The organism is Kouleothrix sp., from assembly GCF_046328425.1.
In the GTDB taxonomy this organism is placed as follows: domain Bacteria; phylum Chloroflexota; class Chloroflexia; order Chloroflexales; family Roseiflexaceae; genus Kouleothrix.
The window spans coordinates 15,347-33,557 of sequence record NZ_JAXLWP010000008.1; the positions used below are offsets into that span (position 1 = coordinate 15,347).

The 18,211-nt window shown below is 66.3% G+C and carries 18 protein-coding genes; 7 read left to right on the forward strand and 11 right to left on the reverse strand.

What is annotated here, in order from left to right; genetic code table 11:
• Nucleotides 1–8: 8 nt before the first annotated feature.
• A complete protein-coding gene (locus U0177_RS08625; RefSeq protein ID WP_409570206.1) occupies nt 9–1,673 on the reverse strand; it encodes an extracellular solute-binding protein in 1,665 nt (554 codons plus the stop codon).
• A 272-nt stretch (nt 1,674–1,945) separates the two neighbouring features.
• Here U0177_RS08625 and U0177_RS08630 point away from each other — a divergent pair, with 272 nt between their 5' ends.
• The gene (locus U0177_RS08630; protein WP_409570207.1) at nt 1,946–2,440 is read left to right on the forward strand and encodes a 6-pyruvoyl trahydropterin synthase family protein; all 495 of its coding nucleotides are present in this window, start codon (nt 1,946–1,948) and stop codon (nt 2,438–2,440) included.
• A 121-nt stretch (nt 2,441–2,561) separates the two neighbouring features.
• On the opposite strand, the gene U0177_RS08635 is transcribed toward U0177_RS08630, so the two are convergent.
• The 5 genes from U0177_RS08635 to U0177_RS08655 form a co-directional block, all read right to left on the reverse strand.
• Nucleotides 2,562–2,879, reverse strand: coding sequence for a hypothetical protein (locus U0177_RS08635; RefSeq protein WP_409570208.1), 318 nt, complete (start codon nt 2,877–2,879; stop codon nt 2,562–2,564).
• Between the two features lie 270 nt (nt 2,880–3,149).
• On the reverse strand, nt 3,150–5,279 hold the full coding sequence (locus U0177_RS08640) for a hypothetical protein (RefSeq protein WP_409570209.1): 2,130 nt from the start codon (nt 5,277–5,279) through the stop codon (nt 3,150–3,152).
• 375 nt (nt 5,280–5,654) lie between these two features.
• Nucleotides 5,655–6,449: an SDR family NAD(P)-dependent oxidoreductase gene (locus U0177_RS08645; protein ID WP_409570210.1), complete on the reverse strand. Its 795-nt coding sequence runs from the start codon at nt 6,447–6,449 to the stop codon at nt 5,655–5,657.
• A gap of 45 nt (nt 6,450–6,494) precedes the next feature.
• Nucleotides 6,495–6,998 carry a cupin domain-containing protein gene (locus U0177_RS08650; RefSeq protein WP_409570211.1) on the reverse strand — a complete coding sequence of 168 codons (504 nt, stop codon included), beginning with the start codon at nt 6,996–6,998 and terminating at the stop codon, nt 6,495–6,497.
• A gap of 216 nt (nt 6,999–7,214) precedes the next feature.
• Entirely contained in the window at nt 7,215–8,219 is a 1,005-nt protein-coding gene (locus tag U0177_RS08655; protein ID WP_409570212.1) for an aldo/keto reductase, read from the reverse strand.
• A gap of 179 nt (nt 8,220–8,398) precedes the next feature.
• Here U0177_RS08655 and U0177_RS08660 point away from each other — a divergent pair, with 179 nt between their 5' ends.
• Nucleotides 8,399–9,637: a PP2C family protein-serine/threonine phosphatase gene (locus U0177_RS08660; protein ID WP_409570213.1), complete on the forward strand. Its 1,239-nt coding sequence runs from the start codon at nt 8,399–8,401 to the stop codon at nt 9,635–9,637.
• Between the two features lie 16 nt (nt 9,638–9,653).
• Here the strand turns inward: U0177_RS08660 and U0177_RS08665 are convergent, their stop codons facing one another.
• The gene (locus U0177_RS08665; protein ID WP_409570214.1) at nt 9,654–10,238 is read right to left on the reverse strand and encodes a YdeI/OmpD-associated family protein; all 585 of its coding nucleotides are present in this window, start codon (nt 10,236–10,238) and stop codon (nt 9,654–9,656) included.
• Between the two features lie 53 nt (nt 10,239–10,291).
• Nucleotides 10,292–11,266 carry an NAD(P)H-quinone oxidoreductase gene (locus U0177_RS08670; RefSeq protein ID WP_409570215.1) on the reverse strand — a complete coding sequence of 325 codons (975 nt, stop codon included), beginning with the start codon at nt 11,264–11,266 and terminating at the stop codon, nt 10,292–10,294.
• A 264-nt stretch (nt 11,267–11,530) separates the two neighbouring features.
• On the opposite strand from U0177_RS08670, the gene U0177_RS08675 reads away from it, so the two are divergent.
• The 4 genes from U0177_RS08675 (at nt 11,531) to U0177_RS08690 (ending at nt 14,855) form a co-directional block, all read left to right on the forward strand.
• The gene (locus tag U0177_RS08675; RefSeq protein ID WP_409570216.1) at nt 11,531–11,728 is read left to right on the forward strand and encodes a hypothetical protein; all 198 of its coding nucleotides are present in this window, start codon (nt 11,531–11,533) and stop codon (nt 11,726–11,728) included.
• Nucleotides 11,729–11,843: 115 nt separating this feature from the next.
• A complete protein-coding gene (locus tag U0177_RS08680) occupies nt 11,844–12,353 on the forward strand; it encodes an STAS domain-containing protein (protein ID WP_409570217.1) in 510 nt (169 codons plus the stop codon).
• A 167-nt stretch (nt 12,354–12,520) separates the two neighbouring features.
• The gene (locus U0177_RS08685; RefSeq protein WP_409570218.1) at nt 12,521–14,107 is read left to right on the forward strand and encodes an aldehyde dehydrogenase family protein; all 1,587 of its coding nucleotides are present in this window, start codon (nt 12,521–12,523) and stop codon (nt 14,105–14,107) included.
• Between the two features lie 184 nt (nt 14,108–14,291).
• The gene (locus tag U0177_RS08690) at nt 14,292–14,855 is read left to right on the forward strand and encodes a hypothetical protein (RefSeq protein WP_409570219.1); all 564 of its coding nucleotides are present in this window, start codon (nt 14,292–14,294) and stop codon (nt 14,853–14,855) included.
• An 86-nt stretch (nt 14,856–14,941) separates the two neighbouring features.
• Here the strand turns inward: U0177_RS08690 and U0177_RS08695 are convergent, their stop codons facing one another.
• Nucleotides 14,942–15,385 carry a CBS domain-containing protein gene (locus U0177_RS08695; RefSeq protein WP_409570220.1) on the reverse strand — a complete coding sequence of 148 codons (444 nt, stop codon included), beginning with the start codon at nt 15,383–15,385 and terminating at the stop codon, nt 14,942–14,944.
• A gap of 159 nt (nt 15,386–15,544) precedes the next feature.
• Complete coding sequence (locus tag U0177_RS08700; protein ID WP_409570221.1) at nt 15,545–16,474, reverse strand: NAD(P)/FAD-dependent oxidoreductase; 930 nt, start codon at nt 16,472–16,474, stop codon at nt 15,545–15,547.
• Between the two features lie 345 nt (nt 16,475–16,819).
• Between U0177_RS08700 and U0177_RS08705 the strand changes: the two genes are divergently transcribed.
• Nucleotides 16,820–17,767 (forward strand): L-lactate dehydrogenase, encoded by a 948-nt coding sequence (locus U0177_RS08705; protein WP_409570222.1) that lies wholly within the window; start codon nt 16,820–16,822, stop codon nt 17,765–17,767.
• A 79-nt stretch (nt 17,768–17,846) separates the two neighbouring features.
• Here U0177_RS08705 and U0177_RS08710 read toward each other — a convergent pair whose 3' ends face one another.
• A complete protein-coding gene (locus U0177_RS08710) occupies nt 17,847–18,152 on the reverse strand; it encodes a hypothetical protein (protein WP_409570223.1) in 306 nt (101 codons plus the stop codon).
• Nucleotides 18,153–18,211: the final 59 nt, after the last annotated feature.

The following is an 18,211-nucleotide window of genomic DNA, read 5'->3' on the forward strand; positions in this document are numbered from 1 at the left end:
CCGCCGGCCTAGAAGTACCGGCTCAGGTTATCGAAGATCTGGCCGACATCGCCGGTGCTGCCCTTCACCAGGATGGTGCGCGAAAAATCGACGATCGCCTGGAGCGTCTGGCCGGCCTCGGCCTGATCGGATTCGCCGCCGTAGGCCACCGGGAAAATGCTAATACTGCTCTCGTCGAAGTCGCCCTTGAGCTGGTCGAACGTCGTGCGGCTGGCGTTCTCGGCGCCGTCGGTGAGCAGCACAATCGCCTTGATGCGCTCCTCGCTGTCGGGCGGGAGCTTGTCGAGCTCGGCCTTGGCCGCCAGCAGCGCGTCGTAGATGGCGGTTTTGCCCTGCGGGCGCAGCGCCTGGATGGCGTCGCTGAGCGCGATCCGGCTTTCGCCGAGTGGCGCGGGCGGCACCTCGACCTTGGCAGTGCTCGAGAACGACACCAGGCCGATGCGGTCTTCGGGCAGGATGCGCTGAAGGAACGTATCCAGGCCAGCCTTGGCCTGGTCGAGCTTGCCGTTCTCGTCCATCGAGCCCGAGACGTCGATCACCAGGATCACGTCGGCGCGCTTGCGGTTCTGCGCCCACGTCTGCTTGGCGGCCACGATCACGTCGGCCGGCGGGAACGGCAGAATATTCTGCACGCCCTGCGGCTGCACGCCAAACGCCGGGCTGATCGGGTCGGCCAGCGGCACGTCGACATTCGCCGGCCGGAAGCCAAAGCTCATGGCGAGCTTCTGGCTCTCGGGCGTCAGCAGAAAGTTGAAGAATTGGTCGGCGGCCTGCTGCTCTTGCGTACTTGAACTCGACATAACGATGAATGGATCGTCGTGATAAAACGTGCCCTCCTTAGGGTAGATAGCGACCAGCGGCACGGGCGGGTTTTTATTCTTATTGAAATCGATCAGCGTAATCTCTTCCATCGGGAAGGCGCTGATATAGCTCATGCCGAACTTCTGCATGTTATCGCTAAACACCAGCGTGTTGTAGCCATAGTGCTTGATCGCCTTGCCAAGGCCGCGGATGAACTGCTGGCTCTTGGGATTCTGCACATCGGCCACGGTCAGGTCGCGCTGCTTGCCCGATGCGGCGTAGAACTCGGCCAGCAGCGTCGAGAGCGCCGAGGTGCTGATCTCGGGGTCGGTGTGGCCCCACGAGAAGCGGCCCCACTCGGGGTGGCCGAACTTGCCCCAGCCCTGCGGGTCGTTGATCAGCTCGAGCATGTCGGCCCAGCCGATCGGCTTGTTCGGGTAACCCATCGCCTCGGCCATCGGCTTCCACATCGAGATCACCACCGGCGTCAGCACCAGCGGCCGGTTCGAGGCAGCCACGTTGGGGTTGCCGGATTCCTGCTTCAGCACTTCGAGCCAGGTCGAGGCCGATGGCGACCAGATCGTAGGTTTGAGCTGGCCATTTTTGATCTCGGTGCGCGCCGCGCCGCTGGATTTATTCAGCCCCTCGACGAACACCACCTGGCCGGCGACCTTGGTGTTGGTGGCGTTAAACGCGGCGATGCGATCGGTCAGCCAGCCCTCTTTCTCGGGGCTGTAGGCGATGGTTATCTTCAGCGCGTTGCTGGGCGCCTGGGGCGTGCCGTTGTCGGCGCCGCCGAGCGGGTTGGCGCCACACGCCGCGAGCACCGCGCCAAGCATGGCAAGTAGCAGCAAAAGGGCAAGCTTGCGCATCTGGACTCCTTATTTCTATTGTGGCAGAGGGGTGCGCCTACGGTTTGCAGGGTGCTCTGCTCGGCCGGCCGCCGCCGCGATGGGTGGGGGCGGCCAAACAGAAGGTTTCGGGTGCGGCTGCGCCGCCTCGGCGCCCGAAGCGTCGATCTTGCTACTAATACGCGCGCGGCAGCCAAGTGTTGCACATCCTGCACAGCGGCGCGCCGCGCGCCGCTGCGCTCTCACGTATAATAGCATGCGGGGGAGTTGTGAGACAAGCAGGAGCATATGCTATGGGCGCCTATCGTATTCACATCAGCCGCGATAACCTGATGTTTGCGGCCGGGCACTTCGCCTCATACGACGGCGACAAGGTCGAGCCGCTGCATGGCCACAACTATCGGCTGGGCGTCACGCTTGAAGGCCCGACCGAAGAGAATGCGTATGTGTTCAACTTTGTGACGCTGAAGCGGATCATGAAGCGCGTGACCGACGAGCTCGATCACCATATGTTGCTGCCGCGCGCCAACCGGCTCGTGGCAGTGGAAGAGCAGCCCGACGGCGGTGTGATCGTGCGGACGCAGGGCCGCTGGTATCGCTTCCCGCGCGAAGATGTCGTGATCCTCGACCTGCCGAACACCACGGTGGAGATGATGGCGCGCTACCTGTGCGGCCGCCTGCGCGCCGAGCTGGCCGCGCGCGCCGACGCCGCGCACCTGACGGCGATCGAGGTATCGCTGGAAGAGAGCTTTGGCCAGACGGCGTTTTACCGCGAGCTGCTGGCCTGATCAAACGCGCGAAGCCGGCACATGCCGGCTTCGCGCGTGCGCGCCGCCGAGGGAAGCGGCGCCGCACTGGGGGGAATCGGCGGCATGCCAGTGCTACCGGGCATGCTACGCCGCGCTGCTGCTAGAGGTTCACCGCCTGCGGGCCAGCCCCGCCGGCCGACTGGCCGCCTGGCTGCTCGCGCACGATGCCGTTGCGCACCACCGACAGATCCGGCTCGGCGCCGTCGGCCACGGGCCGCTTGAAGGTGTAGTAGGCCTGCCCCGGCGCGGTGTGCTGGATGCCCGTCAGCTCCCAGCCATCCACGCCCAGGCCGTTCAGAAAGCGCCGCGCGAACCCGCTGGTGCGCTCGCCTTCCTCGGGGTAGCTTTCCTCGCCTTCGATCGACACACGCTTCCAGCCGGCTACGTAAACGACCTTGTACTCCCATCGTGCAGACATGTCTGGCCTCACTTTCAGTTGTTCGACGCTGATGGGCTTAGTATACCATGAAATTTTGTAATTGTGTAATCAAGTAATTAGACGTGTATTAGAATCCCTGGCTTGCGCAGCAGGCGCGCTCCGCTCTTCGGCAGAGCGCGCCTGTGCCGTATTCAGGCGGTTTTCCGCGCGGAGCGCGGAAACCGCACAGAGATGGCAGAGTCATGCGGCCGCAGGCATAAGAAAAGGGGTGGCAATGCCACCCCCGAGCAGCGCACGGCCGAGCCGGCATCAGCCCGCCGACGCGATCGGAATATTGACGAGCGTCTTATCGTTCAGATACTCTGTCACGTCGGGCGCGGGGTTGTAGTTGACGCTGCCGGCCTGCGACGCGCGAATAGCGCACAGGTTCTTCCCGGTGATCGTCACCAGATTACCGACGACGGTGCAATCGCCGGTGGCGCTAAAGCTCACCGCCAGGCCCGACGAGGCAACGGCGCTGATCGTGAATGGCGGGTCGCCGAAGTGTTTGTGCGGCAGCGGCGCGAACGAGATCGCCTGGTTGGCTTTGCCGATGCTGAAGCTCTGGATCACATCTGGCGCCGGGCCGTAGTTCGCGTTGCCGGCCTGGCTGGCGCGCACCGCGCAGCTGCCCGCGCCGGTGATCGCCAGCGTGGCGCCGCTCACGGCGCAGTTGCCGGTGGCGCTGAAGCTGACCGGCAGGCCCGACGACGCGCTGGCGCTGAGCGTGAACGATGGATCGCCGTACTGCCGGCTTGGCAGGCTGCCGAAGCTGATCGTCTGGCTGGTTCGATCGACGTCGAACATCGCGCTCTCGACGCCGGTTTGGCCGCTGGCGCTGGCGCTCAGCCGGTAGCTCACGCCGGCCTTCGAGATCGCCAGGCCGCTGAATGTCGCGATGCCCGCGACCGCTTGCACGCTGACGGTGCCTACGAGCGCGGCGCCAGCCGTGCCGCTGCTGGGATCGATGGATAGCGTGACCAGGCCATTAAACGCACTGTTCGTGTGGCCGGCGGAATCTTGCGCTACCACTATTGGCTGGGTTGTGAAGGGCGAGCCCGCCTGGCCGCCAGCGGGCGTGTTCTGGAACACCAAGCGCGGGAACGCGCCGCCGAGATCGCGGTAGTTGTGCAGGTACCAGGGCGTATTTTCGTCGCTGGCCATCACCACAAGCCCGGTGTTGGCGTCTACCGTCTGCTTGGTGGTGGTGGCATTGTTGACGCAGGTGTAGGTATTGCTTTGAATAAACGGCTCGCCAAGGCCGGGCTGGCCGCTGAAGTCGAGCGTGTCCATACTGGTTGATTTCATGTAGATCGCGCCGCAGCTGGTTGGCGCGGTGGCGAACATATACACGCGGCGATTGGTGGTGTCGAGCAGCAGCACCGGCCGGGTATGCGCGTCGGCGATCGTGCCGAAGGTAGCCCACTCCCAGGTGTTGTCGGGGCGGCGCACCACCAGGCGGAGCAGCGGGTCGGTGTTCGCGTGGCCGCAGCCGTTGTCGCCGAATGATGTCTTAACCGCCGCGAAGATCGCGCCGCTGGGATCCGCCTGTACCGCCTTGAGGTCGATATGGTCGTCGGCGGCGCACTGCTCGGAGTAGATGCTCTCGATCGGCTGCCAGGTCGCGGGCGGGTCGCCGTCCTTATGCGCGGCGAAGTACATCGACGACGGGGTGACGTGGTTGCTCCAGAGCACGCCGACGCTGCTGCCGTTTTTGTCGCGGTAGGCCACAATCGACGAGATATCGTCGGGGTCGAGCGTACGCGCGCCGGGGATCACGAACGGCGTGGCCCAGGTGTTGTCGGCGGTAGTGCTGTGATTCACATACACCTGGTTCCCCTGGGTGAAGGTGACCCACAGCATGCCGGTGGTGTCTTTGGCGAGCACAACCGTCTCGCCGCCGCCGGTACGCACCACCACCGGGTTGAAATCGCGGCTGTAGCTGTGCGTCTGCGGGTTGTAGCTGTAGCGCATAAACCAGGCATCGTACGCGACGGTAGTACCGCTGCCGCTTGGGTCGGAGCCGCCGCCGGAAACGACATACAGCTTCTGGGCGGCGTTATCCCACAGCACGTCGGCCTTGGTCTGCGCGCGCGTGTCGAGGTCGACGGCAGTGTCGTTCCAGGTCTGGTTGGCGAGGTTGAGCCAGTAGATCCGGTGGGTGTGGCTGGTGCGGTTGAACATGCTGGCCCACCAGCGGCCATCGTTGTACCACAGTTTGCTCTGGGGTTTCTCGCCGGTGGGCGTCACAACGCCAGTGTACTGGTACGAAAAGTCGGGGTAGCCAACATCGGCGGCGGCATTGATCACCGGTGGCGAGGCCGGGCCGGGCCAGCCGCCAAGTGCGAGCAGCAGGCCGGCGAATATGCTCCACAAAAACAAGATACGGCGATTGTGCATTGGCGCCCTCGTGAAGATGGGAGTGCGCTATGAGCGCACGACTGAAACGAGGCATAGCGCGCTGCGGTAGCGATAGGCCGGGTCAATTATAGATGTGCGGTGGCAAAAAATGAAGTGACAGTTTGTTTAAGCAAAAAACACACTACTATTGGAATGAGCAGATCATAGTGACTATATATAGATTTATTGACATAAACATAGTCGGGTTTGGGCCGCTTTCCAAACCCCTAAGAAGCTGTTTGAAAAGGGGTGGCTGGAGGACTTCGTCCCTCCAAGTTTCCACTGTTCTGGCGGGTGGCCACGAATGTGGCCGCCACCCGCCAGAAGGGGTGAGCGAGGGGCAAAGCCCCTCGCGCACCCCTTCTCAAACAGGCTCTAAAAGATCGGCGCCGACATGACGCCGCCGTCGACGCGCAGGCTGGCGCCGGTGATCCAGCGCGCCGCCGGCGAGGCGAGGAACAGGCAGGCGTCGGCGACGTCGGCGGGGGTGCCTAGCCGGCCGAGCGGCGCGGCGGCTTGCCAGCGCGCCACGCCGTCGGGCCAGTCGCGTTCGAGGCCGTCGCGCCAGATCAGGCCGGGCGCCACGGCGTTCACGCGAATGCCGTAGGCGCCTAGCTCGCCGGCGGCGGCACGCGTGTGCATCAGCACGCCGCCTTTTGCAGCATTGTAGTGGCTGTGCAGCGGCGCGGGCTGCTCGGCCTCGATCGAGGTAATGTTGATGATCGCGCCCCCGCCGCCCTGGGCGATCATCTGGCGCGCGGCGGCCTGTGTGCACAGAAACACGCCGCGCAGATTGGCGGCGATCATGGCGTCCCACTCGGCGGCCGGCATCTCGACCAAGCTAGCCAGCGACTGCCTGGCGGCGTTGTTTACCAGCACATCAAGCCGGCCGAAGCGCGCCACTACCGCCGCGAACAGCTCGGCAACCGCTTGCGCGTCGGCCAGGTCGGCCGCGAATGGGGCCGCCTGCCCGCCAGCATCCACGAGCCGCTGTGCCAGCTCGCTGGCCGCGCCGGCGCTGCTGCGGTAGTGGATGGCGACGCGCGCGCCGGCCTCGGCGAAGCGCGCGGCGATGCCCTGGCCAATCCCACCGGCCGCGCCCGTCACCAGCACGACCTTGCCGCCGAAGTCGAGCAGCGCGCCGACAGGCGGAACCGTGTTGTCGCTCATACCAGCCTCTTTCTTGCGCTTGGCCGTTTGCCCGCTTGGTTTCGGCTAGCGCGTTAGCGCCTCGATCAGCGCGGCGCGCTCGGGGAACTGCGCGATCAGCTCGTCGCGCCGGCCCAGCTCGAAGTCGCGCCCGTCGTAGGCCGGGGCCATGGTGGTGCCAAGCAGCGCAACCCGGCCGCCCGGCCGCACGCGCGATCCCTGCCACGCGCCGTGCGGCGCCAGCAGCTGCACCTGCTGCCCGGCGACCAGGTCGTGGCCCAGCACGTGCAGCGCGTGGCCGCCGCCGGGGTGCAGCAGCAGCAGCTCAACCGGGTCGCCCAGGTAGAAGTGGTAGAGCTCGTCGGTCTGCAGCCGGTGCAGCGCCGAGAAGTCGTTCGGGCCTAGCAGGTAGTAGATCGCGCCGCACAGATCGCGCTCGCCGGCGTAGCGCGCCGGCAGTGCGGCGGCGGGCAGCCGCTCGGCGGCGGTATAGGTGCGGCGAAAGAAGCCGCCCTCGATCGGCAGCGGCGCGAGATCCAGCAGCGCGATCAGCTGTTCGGCAGTGAGCATGGCGCCTCCGTGATGTGCGCGAGCCCGCCTGGCAGCGCACGCTCTAGCCCGAGCAGAGGTAGTGCCCTACGCGGCGAGCCTGGGGCGCATCAGCATGGCCGAGCGTACTACCGCGCTACGCTCTGCTCTAGGGCCAATACATTTCAAATAGCCACACAGATACAAAGACGCAAAGAATATGCGGCTGCAGCGCGCCCTCGCGACGAGCTACTGGCTCTAGGGCGCGATGCGCATTTTCATCCAGGCGGCCGAGTTGTGAAAATCGACGACGGCGTTGCCGGGCGGCACAAGCGCGTCGCAGGCGGCGCGCAGCTCGTCGCTCAAAGCCAGCTCAAGCACCGGCAGCGCCTGCTCAAGCTGCTCGAGCGTGCGCGGGCCGAACACCGGCGCGGTCACGCCGGGCTGATCCTTCACCCACAGCAGCGCCAGCTGCGCGGCCGGCATGCCCGCAGCCTGCGCGAGCGCGGCGAAGCGCTGGCCGACCTCGACGCCGCGCGGCGTGACGCGCTCGGCGTAGACGCCGCCACGCGCGACTGCGCGCGAGTCGCGCGGTGGGGCGGCGGCATCGGCGTAGCGGCCGGCCAGTACGCCCTGGGCCATCGGCGCCCACGGCAGCAGCGCCAAGCCGTGGGCCTGGCACAGCGGCACCAGCTCGTTCTCGATCCGGCGGTCGAGCAGGTTGTAGGGCGGCTGCTCGGACACATAGCGCGCATAGCCGTAGCGCTCGCTCAGCATCAGCGCACGCATCACCTGCCAGGCCGGGTGCGTCGAGCAGCCGATGTAGCGCACCTTGCCAGCGCGCACCAGGTCGTTCAGCGCGCCGAGCGTTTCCTCGGGCGGCGTGTCGGGGTCGGGCCGGTGCACCTGGTACAGGTCGATATGGTCGGCCTGCAGGCGCCGCAGCGAGTCGTCGCAGGCTCGCAGGATGTGCTGGCGTGAGCCGCCGCGATCGTTTGGGCCAGGCCCGACCGCGAAGAACACCTTGGTGGCCAGAAAGATCCGGTCGCGCCAGCCGTGCTCGCGGATGATCCGGCCGAGCATGCGCTCGCTCTCGCCCTCGTTGTAGCTGTTGGCCGTGTCGATCAGGTTGACGCCGGCGTCGAGCGCGCGCGACAGGATGCGCGCGGCCTCGGCCTCGGGCGTAGGGTTGCCGAAGTTGAGCGTGCCGATCGCCAGCGGCGCCACGCGCGCGCCGGCCTGGCCCAGGCGTCGGTAGTTCATTGGCATCCTTTCCGTGCCGTGCGCTCGCGCAATCGGCCGATTCGCAGTATACTTGCCGAAGCTCAGTATAGCCGCAATTGAGAAACTCGTGATCGCCGAGCTGCGCGTATGCCGGCGTGCCAAGCCGGCGCGCCAGGCCGCAAACCACGGCAGCTAGGCGCTCGCTTTGTTGAAACGCAATGGTTGACATCCAGACACTTCGCCAGGTTCCGCTGTTTGCCGAGCTGCCGGACGCCGAGCTGGCGCGTATTGCCGTGCAGCAGCTCGAGCGCTTTCCGGCCGGCACGCTGATCTTTCGCGAGGGCGATGTTGGCGAGCGCTTCTACGTGGTGCTCGAGGGCCAGATCGCGATCATCAAGGCGATCGAAACCGAAGACGAGCGCTGGGTAGGCACGCGCGGCCCCGGCGAGTTCGTCGGCGAGATGAGCCTGATCAACCAGGACGGCCTACGCACCGCAAGCGTGCGCGTGGTCGAAGATGCGCGCCTGCTGGTGCTGACGCGCGCCGACTTCGACACGCTGATGCATCGCCATCCGGCGCTGGCGTTCACTATGCTCAGCGTACTGAGCATGCGGCTACGCAGCTCGCAAGACGCGGCGCTGCTCGAGCTGCACGAGAAGAATCAGCGGCTCTCGCAGGCGTATGCCGAGCTCAAAGCGGCGCAGGCGCGGATCATCGAGCAGGAAACCCTGGCGCGCGAGCTGCAGCTTGCCCGCGAGATCCAGCGCAACATGCTGCCCACCCAGCTGCCGCGCCTGCCCGGGCTCGACCTCGGCGCCTGCATGATCCCGGCGCGCTCGGTTGGCGGCGATTTCTACGACGTGCTCGTGCTCGACGACGACCAGATCGGCCTGGTGATCGGCGATGTCTCGGGCAAGGGCGTGCCGGCCGCGCTGTTCATGGCGCTGACGTGCAGCCTGCTGCGCGCCGAGTCCAGGCGCGGCACCACGCCCGAGGCCGCGCTGCAGGCGGTGAATCGCCAGCTGCTGACCTACCCGACCCACAGCATGTTCGTGACGGTGCTGTACGGCATTCTGCGCCGCTCGACCGGCGAGTTCGCGTATGTGCGCGCCGGGCACGAGCTGCCGCTGCTGCTTGCCGCCGACGGCGCCGATTGCTCGCCGCAGCGCCGGCCCGGCCAGCCGCTCGGCCTGTTCGACAACTGCCTGCTCGATATTCAGTCGCTGGTGCTGCCGGCCGGCGGCACGCTGCTGCTGTACACCGACGGCCTGAACGAAGCGATGACCGCCGAGTACGAGCAGTTCGGCCGCGAGGGCGTGCTGGCAACGGCATGCGCGGCGCTTGACACCAGCGCGCAGGCGCTGTGCGACCAGCTCGTGGCCGCCGCTAACGCGCACAGCGCCGGCATGCCCCAGCACGACGATATTACCCTGCTGGCGCTGCGCGCGCGCCACTAGCCCTGCCGCCAAGGATCTACTTGCGCCACTGGTTGGCGCGCTGGTTTTGCTCGGCCAGCCGCGCAGTTTCGGCCACGCGCCTGGCGCGGGTTTCGGCGGTTTTGGCGCTGGCGATCCACTCCAGAATGCCGCGCTTGGCCGAGCGCGGGAACGCCGCGAAGTTCGCCGTGGCTGCCGGGTAGCCCGCCAGCGCCTCGGCCAGGTCAGGCGGAACCTCCAGCGCCTCAACTGCGTCGAGCGCGGCCCACGAGCCATCGGCCTGCGCCGCGCGGATCTTGGCCATGCCCGCCTCGGCCATGCGCCCCGCCGCGATCAGGCGCGCCACTCGCTCTTTGTTGGGCTTCGACCAGCCGGTGCCGGCTTTGCGCGGCGCGAACCACAGCATCGCGCGCTCGTCGTCGAGCTTGTTTGGCCGGCTGTCGACCCATCCAAAGCACAGGGCTTCTTCCACCGCTTCGTCGTACTCGATGCGCGGCTTGCCGGTGGCCTTCTTGTAGCTGATCAGCCACACTCCCTCGCCGCGCGTATGGTTGGCTTCGAGCCAGGCCCGCCATTCGCCACGCGTCAGCGGGTGAGTCGCGTTTTCGGGTTCAATCGACATAATAATTTCGCTCTCACGGCACCTTCTAGTAGCCAGCGAGCTTTTCTCGCCAGCTAGACGCCTACCTTTAGGACGACCTTCCCAGCACTGGCGTTCGATTCGACATAACGATGAGCATCGGCGGCGTCGGCCAGGTCGAACGTACGGTCGATCACCGGCCGCAGCTCGCCGCTGGCGAAGCGCGGCAGCGCGAACTCGGCGAACGCGCGCGTCAGCGCGACCTTCTGGTCGAGCGGGGTGCGCCGCAGCGTTGTGCCGGCCACCGTCAGCGACTTGCCGAGGATCGCGCCGATGTCGAGCGCGCCGCGCGAGCCGCCCAGAAAGCCGATCAGCATCAGCCGGCCGTACGGCGCCAGCGCGGCCATGTTCGCCTCCCAGTACGGCGCGCCCACGAAGTCGAGCACCAGGTTTGCGCCCTGGCCGCCGCTGGCTTCGGCCACGCGCTCGGCGAACGCCTCGGTTTTGTAGTTGATCGCCAGCTCGGCGCCAAGCGCGCGGCACAGCTCGAGCTTGGCCGCGGCGCCGGCGGTGGCAAACACCCGCGCCCCGGCCGCGCGCGCCAGCTGGATCGCCGCCGTGCCCACGCCGCTGGCCCCGGCGTGGATCAGCACGATCTCGCCGGCCTTGAGCCGGCCCAGCGTGAACAGGTTCAGGTACGCCGTTAGAAACGCCTCGGGGATGGCCGCGGCCTGCTCGAAGCCGAACTGCGCCGGGATGCGAATGGCCATGCCCGCAGGCACCGCCGCCAGCTCGGCATAGCCGCCGCCGGTCACCACCGCCATCACGCGCTCGCCGGCGCGCCACTCGCCGGCATCCTCGGCCACCTCGCCGGCCAGCTCGAGCCCAAGAATGGCCGAGGCGCCCGGCGGCGGGCTGTAGCCGCCGCGCCGCTGCAAGATATCGGCGCGGTTGACGGCGCTGGCGCGCACGCGCACCAGCAGCTCGCCCGCGCCGGGCTGCGGGTCGGGCGCGTCGGCGTAGCGCAGCACATCGGCATCGCCTGGCTGCTCGAACACAATCGCTTTCATAGCCGCTCTCCCCAGTACACTCGCGCAACAACACGCGGCGTGCGCTCGTCTACACCATAGTATCCGGCAAAGTATACAGGATTCATGGGGAAGTTGGGAGGCCGGCGCAGCCGCATGGCCGGTGGCGCATGCCTCAGGGCCGCGCCGGGGGCGCTGCGCCGCACACACTACACCCACTTCTACACCTTTTGGCCGCCGACAGATCGGCCGCTGGGTGGTATGCTCAGGGTACGCGGCTTATGCATCACTATAAGCGAGGCGCCTATGACCAGCGACTCTCATCACCCAGCGCTGCCCGACACCGCGCCGTCGGCGCCGGGCCACTACTACGCCGAGATCGGCAGCGACGCGCTCGAAAGCCAGAGCGAGCTGATCGACCAGATCCTGGCCTTCGCGCTCGACGTGCTCGACGCCCAGTATGTCGAGGTTCGGGTGTACGAGGGCGCCACGCCGCCGCGCTGACCGCCTGTGAACCATCTCACCGCGCGGGTGTAACCGATCTCGCTGCGCGCTGCAAACCCTGTGGTACAATGCGGTCACCCCAGTGATGGTGAAGCGGTCAGCGAGGGAGTTGGCTATGGAGATCCATGTCACGCATTACCAGGGCCGCAGTATTATCTCGGTTATGCGCTTGGTCGGCCGCCTCGACGCGACAAGCTACCTCGATGTGATCGAGAAAGCCAAGCAGCTTGTCGGCGAGGGCACGCGCCAGATGGTCATCGACCTCGGCGGCGTGCCGTACCTGAGCAGCGCTGGCCTGATGGCGCTCCACGCCATCGCCGTGCTGCTGCGCGGCGAGACGCCGGCCGACCCCGAGGCCGGCTGGGGCGCGCTGCAAGCCGCCGCCGACGATATTGCGACCAGTACGGCCCAGCAGCTGCGGCTGCTCAACCCCCAGCCGGCCGTGCTGCGCACGCTCGAGCATGTCAACTTCACCCAGTTTCTCGCGATCTACACCAACCTCGACGACGCAATCAGCTCGTTCACTCCGCTCGCCGAGCTGCCCGACCAGACGCGGCGCCAGATGCGCTATGTGCAGGCGGCTGGCTCCGCGCAGCCCACTAAGCCGGCCAAGCCCGAGCCCTAGCCTGTAAACGCTCAGCCTGCTGTCAGCAGTCGGGGTCGGCAATGCCGACCCCGACTTTCTTGGGCGTGTGCTCCGCAAATCCCCCTCGCTCGGCGCTGTGGTAAGATAGGGCGTCTCCGCCCCGTGCACACGGGCGCGAGTGCCGCAACCACAGCAAAGGAGCTTGTATGACCCGGCGTTTTTCGCATTTGATCGGCGGCCAGGCCGTCGATAGCCCGGCTTCTTTTTTCTCGCGCAGCTCGAGCAACCTCGAAGATGTGCTCGGCGAGTTTCCCGAGGCCAGCCAGGCTCAGGTACGCGACGCTTGCGTGGCCGCGCGCCAGGCTTTCGCGGCGTGGGGCCGCACGCCCGCGCCGATCCGCGGCCAGATCATCGGCTCGATCGGCAAGGCGATCGAGCGCGAGAAAGAGGCGCTCAGCCGCCTGGTAAGCCGCGAGATGGGCAAGACGCTCAAGGAGGCTCGCGGCGATGTCCAGGAGGCGATCGACACCTGCCACTTCTTCCAGTCGGAGGGGCGCCGCCTGTACGGCCAGACGGTGCCGTCGGAGATGCAGCGCAAGGAGCTGCAGACCTACCGCCGGCCGCTCGGCGTGGTGGCGATCATCACCGCCGGCAACTTCCCGATCGCCGTGCCCAGCTGGAAGATCATCCCCGCGCTGGTCACTGGCAATACGATCGTCTGGAAGCCCTCGGAAGATTGCCCGGCCTCGTCGTATGCCTTCGCCAAGCTGATCGAAGAGGCCGGGCTGCCGGCCGGCGTGCTGAATGTCGTGTTTGGCGGCGGCAAAGATAGCGCCGGTCAGCATTTGGTCGACCTGATGGACGAGCGCGACGAGCGCGGCCGCAAGCGCGTCGACAAATTCGCCTTCACCGGCAGCACCGCAGTCGGCCGTCAGATCGGCGCGATCGCCGGGCGCAACCTGCTGCACCCAACGCTCGAGCTGGGCGGCAAGAACCCGCTGATCGTAATGGCCGACGCCGACCTGGACAATGCCGTGAGCGGCGCGCTGTGGGCCGCCTTCGGCACCGGCGGCCAGCGCTGCACGAGCGCCGGCAATATCATTCTCGACGCGCCGATCTACGATGAGTTCAAGCGCCGCTTTCTGGCAGCCGCGCAGGCGATCACGATCGGCGACCCGATCAAGCACCCCGAGGTGCTGTATGGCCCGTTCATCAACGAGCGCTTCTACCATAGCTGGGCCGAGCACTACAGCTGGGGCCGCGCCGACGGCGCTACGCTGCTGTACGGCCAGGGCCGCATCACCAGCGAGAATAAGCCCGCCGGCTTTCAGGGCGATCCGTCGACCGGCTTCTTTGGCTGGCCGACGATCTGGGAGGGCGTGCGGCCCGGCATGCAGCTGTTTCAGCGCGAGATCTTCGGGCCGACGATCAACCTCGTGCGCGTCAGCGGCATCGACGAGGCGATCGATACCGCGAACAGCGTCGACTACGGCCTCAGCTCGGCCTGCTACACCAACAACCGCGAGTGGGCCTACCAGTTCAAAGAGCGCATTGAGGCCGGCATGAGCAGCATCAACAACTCGACCACCGGCGCCGAGGCGCATATGCCGTTCGGCGGCGTGAAGGGCTCGGGCAATGGCACGCGCGAGAGCGGCATCTGGGTGATCGAGAGCTACACGTACTGGCACGCCGTCAACGACGACATCAGCGGCAAGCTGCAGCTGGCCCAGATGGACACCGGCTATATCGAGCCGAAGGCGCCCTTCAGCGTCGCCGAGATCGATGGGGTGTAGCGCCTGAAACAGGGCGAGCGAAGCGCCTCTCTTTCGCGCGGGCCTGGTGCTTACCCGCAGAAGAGGCGCTTCGCCAGGTTTCTTCACGATCGTCTGAGCTTCCTCTCACGCGCGCTTTAGCTTGTGGCACTATTGTTGCAATCAGCAATAAAAAACCATCGGCACATGCCGGAATGGAGCTGGTATGCAATACATGGACGAGCTGAAGCAAACAACGCTACGCTGGGCGCCGCTGCGCCCGGGCCTGAGTGATCACGAGCTGCGCGCCGGCGACACGCCGATCGGCGCGCTCTCGTGGTCGCCCGACGAGAACACCGCCTACGCCGAGCTTGGCGGCCAGTGCTGGGTGTTTTGCCGCGAGCAGCAGCAGGTGCAGATCACCATGGCCGGCCGGCGGCCGTGCGGGACATTTGTGTTCGGCTGGGAGGGCGGCGTGCTCTACCTGGCGAACGGCGCGACGTTCCACTGGGGCTGCAACCCGCGCCTCGGCCGCTCCGAGTGGGTCGAAAATGGCCTGCTGCTGCGGGCGCAGTATGCCCTTCAGGCATCAGGCGCCACCGGGCAGGCCGAGCTGGCCCCTGGCGCCGCGGCTATGGCATTCACGCCGCTGCTGGTCGTGCTCGACCGCTACCTCATGCACGAGCTGCTGCCCGAGCATGCGCCGGTGCAGCGCGCGGCGCCGGCACGGGCGCTACGCCAGCCGCTGGCGCGCGGCGCAGTGGCGCACCAGGGCGCGCCCGGCCAGTAGCCGCCAGCTACCAGCCTGGCTAAAGCAAACGTACGGGCGCGATCGATCGCGCCCGTACGCCGGGGAGCCCTGCGGTTGAAAGTGCCTCAGGCTGGCGCGCGCGCCTCGTCGGCCGCGCCGATATGCCGCCGCACAATCAGCCGAAACAGGTCGCTCTCGGTGATCATGCCCACCACGCGGCCATCTTCCACCACCGGCACGCCGCCAATGCGATGATCGAGCAGCAGTTGCGCCACCGCCATAACCGGCATATCGGGCGTGGCAGCGCGCACCTCGCGTGTCATGAAGTCGCGCAGCGGCAGATCGGCCACGCGGTGATACAGGTTGTAGTCGCGCACATCGCTCACGTGCGAATCCGAGATACGGTTGATGTCGCCCTCGGTCACGATCCCCACCAGGCGGCCCTCGGCGTCGACAACCGGCATCCGGCGGATGCGCCGCTCCTGGAGCATCCGGCGCGCCTCGGGCAGCGGCAGCGTCTCGGGCGCAACAATCGCCGGGCTGCTCATCCAGCTGCGCACATCGTCCATGACATGCTCCCTTTACTGACATTTCACGAACGCAGGCGTTAAACCAAATTCGCTTGTGGGGGCTTGGGGGCGGCTTCGCCGCCCTGCTTTTTTGTGTTGCACTACGTGGCATTGCCACGTAGTGCAACACAAACGATACGTAATCAAGCGAACAGCGTATTAGTCCGAGCCTTCGGCCTCGGGCTGGCGCGGGTGGGCGAGCACGTACTCGTAGGCGCTAGCCGCAGCGCGCGCGCCATCGCCGATCGCAATCAAAATATTCTCGCCGAATGCTGTAGTCACATCGCCGGCGGCAAATAGGCCGGGCTGCGTCGTGGCGTTCTTCGCGTCGACCAGCACAAACCCGTCGGGGTCGATCTGCGCGAGCTGGCGCACCAGGCCGCTGTTCGGCAGCAGGCCAATATCGGCGAACACCGCGTCGACGCGCAGGTACGAAGGCTCGCCGTCGTGCGCGACGACCAGGTGCTCGACCGCCTCGCGCCCGACGATCTCGGTGACGCGGTAGCCGCGCAGCAGCTGTACGTTCGGCAGCCCAGCCAGCACGCGGGCCAGCGGCGACGTCAGGTTGGTGTCGTCCGGGGCGATCAGGTAGATCTGCCCGGCGCTGCGTGCGAGCTCGATCACACCGCGCAGTGCGCGCTTGGTGGTGCCGATCACCGCCACATGCTTGCCCGCAACCAGCTGGGTATGCGTGGTGATCGAGTAGCCGATGCCGTGGTTCAGCAGCGGCTTGGCGCCTGGCACGTCGAGCGCCAGCGGCGATGCGCCGGTGGCCAGAATCACCGCCGTGGCCGAGCGCACGCCGTGGCGCTGCGTTTCGACATGAAACAGCCCATTGTGCTTGCTCACGCTAATCACGCGGTCGCGCAGCACCGCGTTAGGGTGGCTAGTGACGCGGCGCTCGAACTGCTGCACCGCCTCGGCGCCGGCCAGGTATTCATCGCCAACCTGGCCTAGCAGCTGCTGCTGCGTGCCGGCCTTACCGCCTACATCTTCATAAATCGTTACGGCATCAAGCTGTTTGGCCATTGCAAACAGCGCCGCCGAGACACCGGCGGCACCGCTGCCGATGATAATCAGGTCGTGCATGATCGAGAACTCCTCTATGCCTTTCGGCTACTGTATCGTTCTGCTGCAGGGCCGGCGCGCCACGGTGGCCCGAGCCTGGGGCCACACACGCTTGAAGGCTGGCTCACGATCTGGCGTTTCGCCTTCCCTGGCTTTGAGCAGGACAATTGGCCCACAAAAAACGATTCGCGGGCAGGCATAGCCCCCCGCACCCCACCGCATCGGTTTTACCACGAGTACCACCTGCCAACAGTATAGCCGATTGGTAGCATAAACCTGAAAATAAACCACAACCGCGAGTTGTAAGGCAGCAACGTTGTGCTGTGCTATACTATGGGGGCTGCAAGAACATGCAAGGGAGGCACTATGCCTGGCTATCACACCGCCGGCAAGGTCGGGCTTGTCGGCACCGGCATGGTTGGCGCGTCGTTTGCTTATGCGCTGATGCAGCGCGGCCTGGCCAACGAGCTGGTGCTGGTCGATCTCGACGCCGCGCGCGCCGAAGGCGAGGCCATGGATCTGAACCACGGCATGCCATTCGTACGGCCCATGCGGATGTATGCCGGCAGCTACGAGCAGCTTGCCGGCGCCGAGGTGGTTGTGATCACCGCAGGCGCCAATCAGCGCCCCGGCGAAACGCGGCTCGACTTGCTGCAGCGCAACGCCGCAGTGTTTCGCGATATTGTGCCGCGCGTGGTTGCGGCCGCGCCCGATAGCATTATCGTGATCGCGACCAACCCCGTCGATATTCTCACGACGATCTCCAACCAGCTGGCCCAGCTGCCGCCCGGCCGCGTGATTGGCTCGGGCACGATCCTCGATACCGCGCGCTTCCGCTACCTGCTCGGCGATTATTACCAGGTCGATCCGCGCAGCGTACACGCCTATATTGTCGGCGAGCATGGCGACAGCGAGCTGGCGCTGTGGAGCCTGGCAAATATCGCCGGCGTGCGGCTGCACGATTTCGTGGGCGCGAATGGCCGTGGCTACGACGAAGCTGCGCTCCAGGCGATCTTCGAGCAGACGCGCACGGCCGCATACGAGATCATCAAGCGCAAAAAGGCCACCTACTACGCGATCGGCCTCGGCCTGCTCACGATCGTCGAGGCGGTGCTGCGCGACCAGAATACCGTGCTGACGGTGTGCAGCCCGCTCAGCGGCCAGTATGGCGTCGAGGGCATCGCCATCAGCCTGCCGACGATTGTCGGCCGGAATGGTATTGAAGAGGTGCTGAACCTGCCCATGAGCGGCGACGAAGTAGCGGCATTTCAGCGCTCGGCACAGACGTTGCAAGAGCGGCTAGCGCAACTGTAGGCGCGAGGCAATGCACTGTGGCGGTGATTGGCTTGCATGGCCGCGAGCGCGGCGGCGCGAGCAAGCCTGTGGCAGAGGTTTAGTTCCAGTGCAACGTGTTGCGCGTGGCGTGTAACACCGCACCGCGCCGGTCGAGCAGCAGCCGTACCGACTGGCGCAGCGGGCAGTCGAATACGGTGCATTTGCCGAGCGCCGCCTGGGCTGGTAGCACACCATATGGGCAAATGTGCCGGCATACTTCCGCTGTCACCGCGTAGCGCGGCGAGCCGGGCGGGCCATCGAGCATCCGTAGCTGCAGGCGTGCACCGCTCATATCGGGCATGTGCTGGTTCAGGTAAACCTGGGCCATCGACAGAAACGGATTTTGACGTTTTCGGCGTGCCATAGGCGTGCCCTTTCTTCGTCGATATAAACCTGATAGTAGTGTCGCATAGTTGTGGGAAA

Excerpts from the sequence above, each read along its gene's own strand:
- U0177_RS08625 (WP_409570206.1), bottom strand. The coding sequence starts at position 1,673 with ATGCGCAAGCTTGCCCTTTTGCTGCTACTTGCCATGCTTGGCGCGGTG.
- U0177_RS08630 (WP_409570207.1), top strand. The coding sequence starts at position 1,946 with ATGGGCGCCTATCGTATTCACATCAGCCGCGATAACCTGATGTTTGCG.
- U0177_RS08635 (WP_409570208.1), bottom strand. The coding sequence starts at position 2,879 with ATGTCTGCACGATGGGAGTACAAGGTCGTTTACGTAGCCGGCTGGAAG.
- U0177_RS08640 (WP_409570209.1), bottom strand. The coding sequence starts at position 5,279 with ATGCACAATCGCCGTATCTTGTTTTTGTGGAGCATATTCGCCGGCCTG.
- U0177_RS08645 (WP_409570210.1), bottom strand. The coding sequence starts at position 6,449 with ATGAGCGACAACACGGTTCCGCCTGTCGGCGCGCTGCTCGACTTCGGC.
- U0177_RS08650 (WP_409570211.1), bottom strand. The coding sequence starts at position 6,998 with ATGCTCACTGCCGAACAGCTGATCGCGCTGCTGGATCTCGCGCCGCTG.
- U0177_RS08655 (WP_409570212.1), bottom strand. The coding sequence starts at position 8,219 with ATGAACTACCGACGCCTGGGCCAGGCCGGCGCGCGCGTGGCGCCGCTG.
- U0177_RS08660 (WP_409570213.1), top strand. The coding sequence starts at position 8,399 with ATGGTTGACATCCAGACACTTCGCCAGGTTCCGCTGTTTGCCGAGCTG.
- U0177_RS08665 (WP_409570214.1), bottom strand. The coding sequence starts at position 10,238 with ATGTCGATTGAACCCGAAAACGCGACTCACCCGCTGACGCGTGGCGAA.
- U0177_RS08670 (WP_409570215.1), bottom strand. The coding sequence starts at position 11,266 with ATGAAAGCGATTGTGTTCGAGCAGCCAGGCGATGCCGATGTGCTGCGC.
- U0177_RS08675 (WP_409570216.1), top strand. The coding sequence starts at position 11,531 with ATGACCAGCGACTCTCATCACCCAGCGCTGCCCGACACCGCGCCGTCG.
- U0177_RS08680 (WP_409570217.1), top strand. The coding sequence starts at position 11,844 with ATGGAGATCCATGTCACGCATTACCAGGGCCGCAGTATTATCTCGGTT.
- U0177_RS08685 (WP_409570218.1), top strand. The coding sequence starts at position 12,521 with ATGACCCGGCGTTTTTCGCATTTGATCGGCGGCCAGGCCGTCGATAGC.
- U0177_RS08690 (WP_409570219.1), top strand. The coding sequence starts at position 14,292 with ATGCAATACATGGACGAGCTGAAGCAAACAACGCTACGCTGGGCGCCG.
- U0177_RS08695 (WP_409570220.1), bottom strand. The coding sequence starts at position 15,385 with ATGGACGATGTGCGCAGCTGGATGAGCAGCCCGGCGATTGTTGCGCCC.
- U0177_RS08700 (WP_409570221.1), bottom strand. The coding sequence starts at position 16,474 with ATGCACGACCTGATTATCATCGGCAGCGGTGCCGCCGGTGTCTCGGCG.
- U0177_RS08705 (WP_409570222.1), top strand. The coding sequence starts at position 16,820 with ATGCCTGGCTATCACACCGCCGGCAAGGTCGGGCTTGTCGGCACCGGC.
- U0177_RS08710 (WP_409570223.1), bottom strand. The coding sequence starts at position 18,152 with ATGGCACGCCGAAAACGTCAAAATCCGTTTCTGTCGATGGCCCAGGTT.